The following is a 9,732-nucleotide window of genomic DNA, read 5'->3' as shown; positions in this document are numbered from 1 at the left end:
CCGGCGGGATCGACATCAGCCCCCGCACACAAATCCCGCCAATCGAGGAAACCTCTTCCAAAAATTCCGGAAGCGCCTCGGGTGACACGCCGGATTTTGTCAGCTCGCTTCCAATATTTACTTCCACAAGACAGTCCATCTTTTTCCCGAGCTTGGCGCACTGCTTTTGAATCTCCCGTGCGAGCGGGAGGCTGTCGAGCGACTGGATCATCGTCACCTTGTCCGCGATCTGCCGCACCTTGTTGGTCTGCAGGTGCCCGATGAAGTGAATCTCCACCCCGTCCCTGTGGTAATCGTCATATTTGGAGAGCAGCTCCTGCGCGCGGTTTTCGCCGAGCAGCCGCACCCCCGCGCCGATCGCTTCGTTGACCAGCGCGGCCTCGACCGTCTTGGTCACCGCCATCAGCCGCACATCCGCCGGGTCCCTGCCGCATTTCACGCAGGTCTCGGCTATACGCTCGGTAATATCCCTGACCGTCGCCGCGACGGTCCCTCCGTCAGGCCGGTTTTCCGTCATAAAGCTGCGCCCCCTCGATGACCACGTCGTCATATTGCTGGAGGCAGTCGGGCTCGGCCTCGGGGTTGGCTTCCCGGCAGACCACGAATCCCGCTCCCTCATAGAGCACATCCACCGGGCGGAAGGCGAGCTTTTCGCCCCGGATGATGTAAACGCCCTTCTGGATGCCCTCAAAACGGATGGCCGAGCTGCTCACCCGCAGCCCGGAGATGGATTTGAATTTGACGTCCGCCTGCGCGGTGCGCAGGTTGACGAGCGCCTCGTTGATATAATCGCTGCGGAAGACGACGACCGCGCCGCCCTTCTCCTGGTCCTTGTTGACGTTCCACACCACCGCCTCCACCGGGCTTGTCCCGCTGAGGTGGAAATCAAGGGTGACGAGCGCGCCCTCCCGGTATTTGGAGACCTCCTCCTCCGGGACGGCAGCGGCAAAGTACCAGTTGTGACCGAGCATCAGCTTTCCCACCCGCGTGGAATTCGTCTTGACCGGCGTATTCATCAGGCGGGCCAGGTCGTCCGGAAGCAGCTCGTCAAGGTTTTCCAAATCCGCCTTTCCCTCGAGCCCGTCGATCGTCCGGATGAAATACCCCGGACGCGGGGCCGTAATCCTCTCGGGCTCCTCCTTGACCTGGGAGGAGTAGTACCGCTCCTCCGATTCGAGCCGTTCGATCTCGCCGGAAAAGCCACTCTGCTTCCCTGTCGCGACCTGCTTGGTGTTGAGCAGCAGGAGCAGGTTGTCCGCCCCGCTGGAAATTTGAGAAAAGCTGTTGCCGTCCACCTGGCGGATGATGCCGCCCAGCTCGCTGAAAATCTGCCGGTTGAGCACGTCTGTGTGCGCGTAGGAGGTGGTGCCGGGGTCCTGCGCCTTTTCAAGCTGTTCCCGCTGGTGGGAGAGTTCCCGCACCATCCGCACGTTTTCCGCGTCCTTCTCGCTCCGGTAGACTTCGGCGATTGCGGTGCCGTTGGAGACTTTGGTGCCGTCGCTCGTCAGGTAGGCCGCCACGCCCTTGCCGATCCAGTCGTCGAGCAGCTGTTCCTCGCGCAGGGCGATGCCCGTGATCCCGGCGGTTTCCGCGACCGTGTAGGCATACACCGTCTCGGTCTTATACTGGGAGGTGAAATACCGCCACGCCTGATAGCCGACATAGCTGAGCAGAAAAAGCGCAAGCAGCCCCATCACGAGCCTTTGGGTCAACGTATTTTTCATATCCGGTGTTCCGCCTGATTCCTAATCGTTCTCTTTGTCGCCCTCGACCGACTCCAGGATGCTGATCGTCTTGGAGGGAATGATCGTGGAAATCGCATGCTTGTAGACCAGGTTCTGCCGCCCCTCGCAGTCGAGGATGACGGTGAAGGAGTCGAAGCCGCGCACGACCCCCTTGAACTGAAAGCCGTTGGTCAGGTAGATCGTCACAGTGATCTTCTCGCGGCGGGCCTGGTTGAGGAAAACATCCTGTAAATTCAGCTGTTTCATGGTACCTCCCCTGTTGCAGAGCAACAAAATCAGTGTTGTGTCCGTTTTCTCTTTCTGTATCGGCGTGTTGCCTTCTCAATATTATATCACATAATTTTGCTGTTGTGAACCAGTTCCGCCGCCTTTTGTGCCAGCTCCGCGGGGGAGGAAAACTCGTCCGCACAGAGCCACTGGATGCGCCCGTCCCGCCGGAACCAGGTGAGCTGCCGCTTCGCATAGTTGCGGGTGGCCTGCTTGAGCCGCGCCACGCACTCCTCAAGCGGCGCCAGCCCCTCCAAATAGGGCTGCAGCTCCTTGTAGCCGATCGCCTGACGCGCCGTCCCGCCATACCGGCGGCTGATCTCCCGCGCCTCGTCGAGCAGGCCGCGCTCCATCATGAGGTCCACCCGTCGGTCGATCCGCCCGTAGAGCTTTTCACGGTCGCGATAACAGATTCCGAGCATGCAGGGCTCATAGCGTGCGGGCGCGAGCCGGGAACGCCGCTGGTGCTCGCTCATCGGAATCCCCGTCACCCGGTAGACCTCCAGCGCGCGCAGCACCCGGCCGAGGTTATTGGGGTGCAGCTTTTCCGCGAGCGCGGGGTCCACCCCGCGCAGCTCTTCGAGCATCGCCCCGGCGCCGCGCTCCCGCGCCTGTGCTTTCAGCTCCTCCCGCACCTCCGGCGAGGCGGGGATGTCCCCGTAGTCGAGGTTGTCGACGACCGCGCCGATATAGAGCCCGGTCCCCCCCGCGAGTATCGGCAGCCTCCCCCGCGTGCGCGAGCCGCGTGTAATCCGCCACCGAGAAGGCCGCGTCGTCCGGTTCGATGAAGTCGATCAGGTGGTGCGGGACCCCCCGCATCTCGGCTTCGTCCGGTTTGGCGGTCGCGATGTCCATGCCGCGGTAGACCTGCATCGAATCGGCGGAGACCACCTCCCCGCCGAACCGGAGCGCCAGCTCGACGGCCAGCGCCGTCTTGCCCGAGGCGGTCGGGCCCGCCACCACGACGAGCGGGCGTTTCGTATCCTGTCTGTCCATATCAGCCCAGCCTGCCAAATTTCTTTTCGATCTCATGCCGTCGCATGCGGACGGACACCGGCCGTCCGTGCGGGCAGTGGTCCGCGTCGCCGTCCTGCCGGAGCATCTCGATAAGCTCGGCGAGGCTCGGCGCGGGGGTTTTGTCGTGCGCCTTGATCGCCGCGCGGCAGGCGACCGTGTGGTAGAAGTCCTCGAGCTGGCGCGGCAGCAGCTTTCCGCCCCCGCGCAGCAGCTTGTCCGCGCATTCGGAGACGATCCCCGCGATATCCGCGTCCGCCAGGACCGGCGCGACCTCCCGCACCAGCACGAAGCCGTCCCCGAAGTCCTCTACGGGAATTCCCGCGCGCTCCAGCAGCGCGGCGTTTTCGAGCACCGCCGCGTGCTCCTCGGGGGAGAGCTTCACCGAGACGGGCGAAAGCAGCATCTGCCGGTCCTCCCCGACCCCGCCCGCCACAATCCGGTTGAAGAGCAGGCGCTCGTGCGCGGCGTGCTTATCTACGAGCACCAGCTCGTCCCCGCGCTCGAGCAGCACATAGGTACCGAACAGCTCCCCGATCACCCGCGCGTTCTCGTAGGGGTCGGACGGCGCGGCGGGTTCCTCCGGAATATCCGGGTGGGAGGGTCCCGCCGCATCCGGCGCCGGCTCCTTGTCGAAATAGAAGGTCACCGGCTCGGCGTGGAAGGTGAGCGCCGGCGGCGGACTCTCGACCGCAAGCGGCGCGTCACAGTCGCGTATTCGAGCACCGAAGGGGCCCGTTCCGCCTTGAGCTGCTTTTCGAGCAGCTCCCTGTATTCGCCGACGCTCAGCCGCTGCTGCACCGGCACAGCTTTGTCCAAATTCGCCGAAAAGGGATTATACTTTACATCCTCCGCCTTGATATCGGGCGCGAGCCTGTTCGCGCCGAGCGCCGTCTTGCAGCCGTAATAGACGAGGTCGAAGATGCTCTTTTCGTTTGCAAAGCGCACCTCGATCTTTGCGGGGTGCACGTTCACGTCGACCGCGTGGGGCGGAATCGTAAGGTTCAGCACGCAGGAGGGATAACGCCCGGTCATCAGGGCGTTGCGGTAACTCTCCTCGAGCGCGGCCATGCAGGTCTTGGAACGCACGAAGCGGGTGTTGATGAAAAAATTCTGGAGCCCGCGCGAGCCGCGCGCAAAGGAGGGCTTGCTGATCACCCCGTCGAGAACGAGGCCGTTCGCCTCGTAGCGGACGGGCACCGCGTTTTCGGAAAACTCCCGGCCGAGCACACACCGCACCGCCGAGAGCACCTGCCCGTCCCCCGGCGTCTGCAGGCGGGCCACGCCGTCGCGCAGGAACTTGAAGGCCACGCCGGGATTGCCGAGCGCCGCCTTTTCGACGGCGGCCGCGACGCTGTTTCCCTCTGAGACGTCCTTTTTGAGGAACTTCATCCGCGCGGGGGTGTTGAAGAAGACGTCCCGCACGGTGATCGTCGTGCCGGTCGGGCAGCCCGCGTCTGAAACTTCCCCCGGCTCGCCGCCGGAGATCGTATAGCGCGTCCCGGCAACCTCGTCCGCCGTGCGGGTGAGCAGCTCGACCCGGCACATCGCCGCGATCGAGGCGAGCGCTTCGCCGCGGAATCCCATCGTCATGATGCGGGCGAGGTCCTCCTCGGTTTTCACCTTGCTCGTCGCATGGCGCAAAAAGGCGTTCTCCACATCCTCCCGCGCAATGCCCGTACCGTTGTCGGTTACGCGGATATACCGGATGCCGCCGCCCTGGATTTCGACGGTGACCTTGGTCGCCCCCGCGTCGACGGCGTTTTCCACCAGCTCCTTGACGATCGACGCGGGGCGCTCCACCACCTCGCCCGCCGCGATCAGTTCAGCGACCTGCTTATCCAGCACGTTGATCCTTGCCACTCCGCGTCCCCCCTTTCGTCCTAATACTTGAGCAGCGATTTCAGCTCATAGAGCTTGTTGAGCGCCTCGATCGGCGTCAGCGTGTTGACGTCCACCTGTTTGAGCGCCGCCTCGACCTCCGAGGGAATCACCGCCTCGAAGGAGATCTGCGGCCCTTCCACGGCCTCGGCGCGCTTTTTCTTCGCGGGAGAAACTTCCTTCCCCTCCTCGAGCTGGCCGAGCACCTGCCGGGCGCGCCTGATGATCCAGTCGGGCACCCCGGCGAGCTTGCTGACCTCGATGCCGTAGCTGTCGTCCGCGCCGCCCGGAACGATCCTGCGCAGGAAGGTAAGCTCGTCCCCCCGCTTTTTACAGGCGATGTTGTAGTTTTTGACACCGGGCAGCTCAGACTCGAGCTCGGTCAGCTCGTGGTAGTGGGTGGCGAAGAGGGTCTTGGCCCCAACATGGCGCTTGTCCGCAATATATTCTATCACGGCGCGCGCGATGCTCATGCCGTCAAATGTCGAAGTTCCCCGGCCGATCTCATCCAAAATGAGCAGGCTCTTGGGGGTGGCCTCCTTCATGATCTGCGCGACCTCGGTCATTTCGACCATAAAGGTCGACTGCCCGGACGAGAGGTCGTCGGACGCGCCCACACGCGTGTAGACGCCGTCCACCACGCCGATCGACGCCGACGCGGCGGGCACGAAGGAGCCCATCTGCGCCATCAGCACAATGAGCGCGGTCTGGCGCATGTAGGTCGATTTCCCGGCCATATTGGGGCCGGTGATGATCGCGATCTGCTTGTCGGAATTGTTGAGCACCGTGTCGTTGGCGACGAAGGGCGCGCCGTTCATGAGCTGTTCGACGACCGGGTGCCGCCCCTCGCGGATGCAGATTTCATCGGAGAAATTGACGTCGGGGCGGCAGTAGCCGTTCTCCTGCGCGACCGCGGCCAGCGCGCAGTAGACGTCAAGCCGCGCCACCGCCGAGGCGGTGGCCTGGACCCGGTGCAGCTCGGCAGAAACGGCCTCGCGCACCTCGTCGAAGAGCTTTGCCTCCAGATAGGTGATCCGCTCCCCCGCGGTGAGGATTTTCTCCTCGAGCTCCTTGAGCTCTTGGGTGATGTACCGCTCGCCGTTCGCAAGCGTCTGCTTGCGGATATAGTCGCCGGGCACCATCGACAGGTTGGATTTTGTGACCTCTATGTAATAGCCGAACACCCGGTTGTAGCCGATTTTGAGGTTTTTGATGCCGGTGCGCTCCTTCTCCCGCGACTCGATCTCCACAAGCACCTGCTTGGTGTTGTGCACAAGGGAGCGCAGGCCGTCCAGCTCCGCGTCGAAGCCCTCCTTGATGACGCCGCCGTCCTTGAGCGCGATGGGCGGCTCGTCGACAATCGCGCGGGCGATGAGCCCGCAGACGTCCTCGAGCGGATCGATCCGGTCGTGGACCTCCTTCAGGTAGGCGCTCGCGCAGCCGGCGAGCCGTTCCCGCAGGCCGGGCAGCGCCCGGCAGGTGAATTCGAGGGATTTAAACTCGCGCGGCGTGGCGTTTCCATAGATGACGCGGGTCATCAGCCGCTCGAGGTCAAAGATGCCGGAGAGAGCGTCCGCGATGTCACAGCGCAGGATCGTGTCGTTCACAAGCTCCTCCACCGCGTTGAGGCGCTTGTTGATGGCGGCGGGGTTCACCAGGGGCTTGTCGAGGTAGCTGCGCAGCAGACGCTTGCCCATCGCGGTTTTGGTCTTGTCCAGCACCCAGAGCAGCGTCCCGCGCTTTTCGCCCGTGCGCATCGTCTGGGTCAGCTCGAGATTGCGCCGCGCCGTCAGGTCGAGCACCATATACTGCTCGGGGTTCACATAGCCGACGTCGGTAATCCGTTCGAGCCCCTTCTGCTGGGTCTCGTAGAGATAGGAGAGCAGCGCGCCAAGCGCGCGGACCGCGCTCTCCTTCCCCTCCAGCCCCAGCTCCTTCGGCTCTTTGGAAAAGTGCCTTTCAATGAGAGCCGCGGCCTCCCGCGGCTCGAACCGTTCCGAGTCGCACAGGTCGGCGACGCAGCGGAGCTTCTCGCGGATGAAGGAGGTGACCTCCTTCTTGTCGAGCAGCCCGTCGTTAAAGATGATTTCGCTCGGGCTGTACCGCCCGAGCTCGTTGATTAGTTCGCCCTGCGCCCCCGCTTCAAACTGGGAAACAAAGAGCTGGCCGGTCGAAATATCGGCGCAGGCCAGCCCCCAGCCGCCCGCGTCGCAGAGGATGCAGGCGATGAAATTATTCGTGTCCTCCGCAAGCATGTTGCTTTCAATGAGGGTCCCGGGCGTGACGACGCGGATGACGCTGCGCTTGACGACGCCCTTGGCGTCGGCGGGATTTTCCATCTGCTCGCAGATGGCCACCTTGTAGCCCTTCCTGATGAGCCGGGAGATGTACGCGTCGCACGCGTGGTAGGGCACGCCGCACATCGGGGCGCGCTCCTCCTGCCCGCAGTCCCGCCCCGTCAGGGTGAGCTCGAGCTCCTTCGACGCGAGGATCGCATCGTCGTAAAACATCTCGTAGAAATCGCCGAGCCGGAAGAACAGGATGTGGTCCTTGTGCTGTTCCTTCACGGCGAAATACTGCTGCATCATCGGGGAGAGCTTCTGCATATCAACGTTCATCCACGCCGACCTCCGGAGGTTATTTTGTCAGTGGTTCAGTGGCATCCGGAGCAGGAGGAGCAGCTGCCCGAGCATCCGCCGCTCTTCTGCTCGATCTGGTCGGGGTCCTCGCCGTCAAGGCTTCCGCGCAGGATCTGCATGACGAAATCGACCAGGCCGTCGACCTCGTTTTTGGCGTCGTTGTAGGCGCTCATGTTCTTGTTCGCCATGATCTGCGCGTAGAGCGCCTTGATCTCGTCGTTGATCGCAGTGATCTTCTCCTGGTCCTTTTCGCTCTTGTTGATCTCGCCGTTGAGGTCGATCCGCTTGAGGTTGAATTTGCCGATGAGCGACTGGAGTTCCTCGTCCGAATCGTTCATCTGCTGCGCCACCATGAGGCGGAGATAACGCTCGTCCTGCTGAATCGCCTTTCCGAGCTGGCGTGCCATTGCAATAACTTCCATTGTTTTTTCCTCTGCTTTCTATTTGATATTTGATTTGTGCGTGTTTCTGTGATGCGAACGGCTGGCCGCATCGATCTTTCCCGGTCTCCCGCCGGTCATGCCAGCCGCCCGAAGAGCGCCCAGTTGAGCGCGCGCTCGATCCTGACGTCCACGAACCGGCCGACCGCCTCGCGCGGGCCGGTGAATTCGACGATATCATTGCTCTCGGTGCGCCCGGTAAGCCAGCCCCCGCCGGAGCGGCCCTCCCCCTCGGCGAGCACCCGCACCGTCCGGCCGACCATCCCGGCCTGAAGCTCCCCGCGGATTTCGCTCTCCGCGTCGAGCAGCTCGCGGAACCACCGGGATTTTTCCTCCGCCGGGACCGGGTCGTCCATCGAGGCGGCCTTCGTCCCCGCGCGGGGGGAAAAGAGAAAGGTGTAGAGGGTGTTGTAACGCACCCGCTTCACCAGCGCGAGGGTCTCCTCAAAGTCCTCCCGCGTCTCGCCGGGAAAGCCGACGATGATGTCGCTCGAAAAGGTCACGCCGGGGATCGCCCCGCGCGCGTAGTCGATGAGTTCCAGGTAGTGCGCCGCCGTATAGCGGCGGTTCATCGCCGCGAGTACACGGTCGCTGCCGCTCTGCACCGGCAGGTGGATGTGGCGGCAGACCTTTTTGCTCGACGCGATCGTATCGATCAGCTTTTTCGTGCAGTCCTTCGGGTGGCTCGTCATGAACCTCAGCCAGAAATCCCCCTCCACCGCGTCGACGCGGCTAAGCAGGCCGGAGAAATCGACCGGCTCGGAGAGCCCCTTGCCGTAGGAGTTGACGTTTTGGCCGAGCAGGGTGATCTCCCGGTAACCGGAGGCGGCGATCTCCCGGGCCTCCCGCAGCACGTCCTCCGGATTCCTGCTGCGCTCGCGGCCGCGCACATAGGGCACGATGCAGTAGGTGCAGAAGTTGTCGCACCCGTACATGACCGGCAGGTTCGCCTTGATGGCGCCGTCCCTGCGCAGCGGAAGACCCTCGATGATCTCCCCGTCTCCCTGCTCCACCGAAAACTGCCGCCGCTCCCCCGAAAGCCGCCGGAAGAGCAGCTCGGGCAGCGTGTGCAGCGCGTGGGTGCCGAACACGAGGTCGACATAGGGGTAGCTCTTCTGAATCCGGTCCGCGACCGCCTGCTGCTGCATCATGCAGCCGCAGAGTCCGATCAGCATGCCCGGGCGGGTGCGCTTGACCTTTTTGAGGGCGCCCACGTTGCCGAACACCCGGTCCTCGGCGTTCTCCCGGACCGCACAGGTGTTGTAGATGACCAAGTCCGCATCGCCGGGGGAATCGGTGAAGCCATAGCCCATCTCCGCGAGCATCCCCGAGAGCTTTTCCCCGTCCGACTGGTTCTGCTGGCAGCCGAACGAGTGGACGAACGCCGCCGGGGGATGGCCGTAGCGCCGCGCCAGAAGCTCCCGCACCCGGCGGGCGTACTCCTGCTGCCGCGCGATCTGTGCGGACGATGCCGCCGCCTGTTCCGTTGCCAAAACGCGTCCTCCCCGAAATCAATTTGCATACCGTATTATCATACCATTTTCGACGGCTTTTTTCAAGGGAAGGAAAAAGGAGAGGAGGGATTCCGTGGAATCCCTCCTCTCTTCCCGCGGATGTTATAGCGTCTCGCCGAACGCTTTCCCGAGTTCCTTCGCCTTGGCGAGGTCCTCCTCCGACGGCACGAAGCAGACCTTATACCCCTCGCCGAAGAGGCTCATTTTGAGCCCCGCGAGGCGGGCGGACAGG

General features: G+C 63.4%; 8 protein-coding genes and 1 pseudogene. All 9 read right to left on the bottom strand.

Translation table 11 applies throughout. The features are described from left to right. Positions 1–517: YggS family pyridoxal phosphate-dependent enzyme (locus RDM88_RS09550; RefSeq protein ID WP_308754616.1), on the bottom strand; the 517-nt coding region annotated here is incomplete at its 3' end. Continuing rightward, the gene (locus RDM88_RS09545; protein ID WP_308754615.1) at positions 498–1,724 is read right to left on the bottom strand and encodes an HlyD family efflux transporter periplasmic adaptor subunit; all 1,227 of its coding nucleotides are present in this window, start codon (positions 1,722–1,724) and stop codon (positions 498–500) included. The genes RDM88_RS09550 and RDM88_RS09545, both read right to left, overlap by 20 nt. Positions 1,725–1,745: 21 nt before the next feature. After that, on the bottom strand, positions 1,746–1,991 hold the full coding sequence (gene hfq, locus RDM88_RS09540; protein WP_308754614.1) for an RNA chaperone Hfq: 246 nt from the start codon (positions 1,989–1,991) through the stop codon (positions 1,746–1,748). A gap of 86 nt (positions 1,992–2,077) precedes the next feature. Further along, positions 2,078–3,008 (bottom strand): annotated as a pseudogene (miaA, locus tag RDM88_RS09535) (tRNA (adenosine(37)-N6)-dimethylallyltransferase MiaA). 1 nt (position 3,009) lies between these two features. Further along, entirely contained in the window at positions 3,010–3,675 is a 666-nt protein-coding gene (locus tag RDM88_RS09530) for a hypothetical protein (protein WP_308754613.1), read from the bottom strand. After that, positions 3,672–4,889: a DNA mismatch repair endonuclease MutL gene (mutL, locus tag RDM88_RS09525; RefSeq protein ID WP_308754612.1), complete on the bottom strand. Its 1,218-nt coding sequence runs from the start codon at positions 4,887–4,889 to the stop codon at positions 3,672–3,674. Before mutL ends, RDM88_RS09530 begins: the two co-directional genes overlap by 4 nt. A gap of 20 nt (positions 4,890–4,909) precedes the next feature. Continuing rightward, a complete protein-coding gene (gene mutS, locus RDM88_RS09520; protein WP_308754617.1) occupies positions 4,910–7,513 on the bottom strand; it encodes a DNA mismatch repair protein MutS in 2,604 nt (867 codons plus the stop codon). A 47-nt stretch (positions 7,514–7,560) separates the two neighbouring features. Then, a complete protein-coding gene (locus tag RDM88_RS09515; RefSeq protein ID WP_308754611.1) occupies positions 7,561–7,953 on the bottom strand; it encodes a YlbF family regulator in 393 nt (130 codons plus the stop codon). A gap of 110 nt (positions 7,954–8,063) precedes the next feature. Beyond that, entirely contained in the window at positions 8,064–9,479 is a 1,416-nt protein-coding gene (miaB, locus tag RDM88_RS09510) for a tRNA (N6-isopentenyl adenosine(37)-C2)-methylthiotransferase MiaB (RefSeq protein ID WP_308754610.1), read from the bottom strand. Between the last annotated feature and the right edge of the window lie 253 nt (positions 9,480–9,732).

Source organism: uncultured Anaerotruncus sp. (assembly GCF_902490045.1).
GTDB lineage: Bacteria > Bacillota > Clostridia > Oscillospirales > Ruminococcaceae > Anaerotruncus.
Note: the sequence above shows the minus strand (reverse complement) of the source record. Positions and strands in the feature narration are given on the sequence as shown.

Excerpts from the sequence above, each read along its gene's own strand:
- RDM88_RS09515 (WP_308754611.1), bottom strand. The coding sequence starts at position 7,953 with ATGGCACGCCAGCTCGGAAAGGCGATTCAGCAGGACGAGCGTTATCTC.
- mutS (WP_308754617.1), bottom strand. The coding sequence starts at position 7,513 with ATGCAGAAGCTCTCCCCGATGATGCAGCAGTATTTCGCCGTGAAGGAA.
- hfq (WP_308754614.1), bottom strand. The coding sequence starts at position 1,991 with ATGAAACAGCTGAATTTACAGGATGTTTTCCTCAACCAGGCCCGCCGC.
- RDM88_RS09545 (WP_308754615.1), bottom strand. The coding sequence starts at position 1,724 with ATGAAAAATACGTTGACCCAAAGGCTCGTGATGGGGCTGCTTGCGCTT.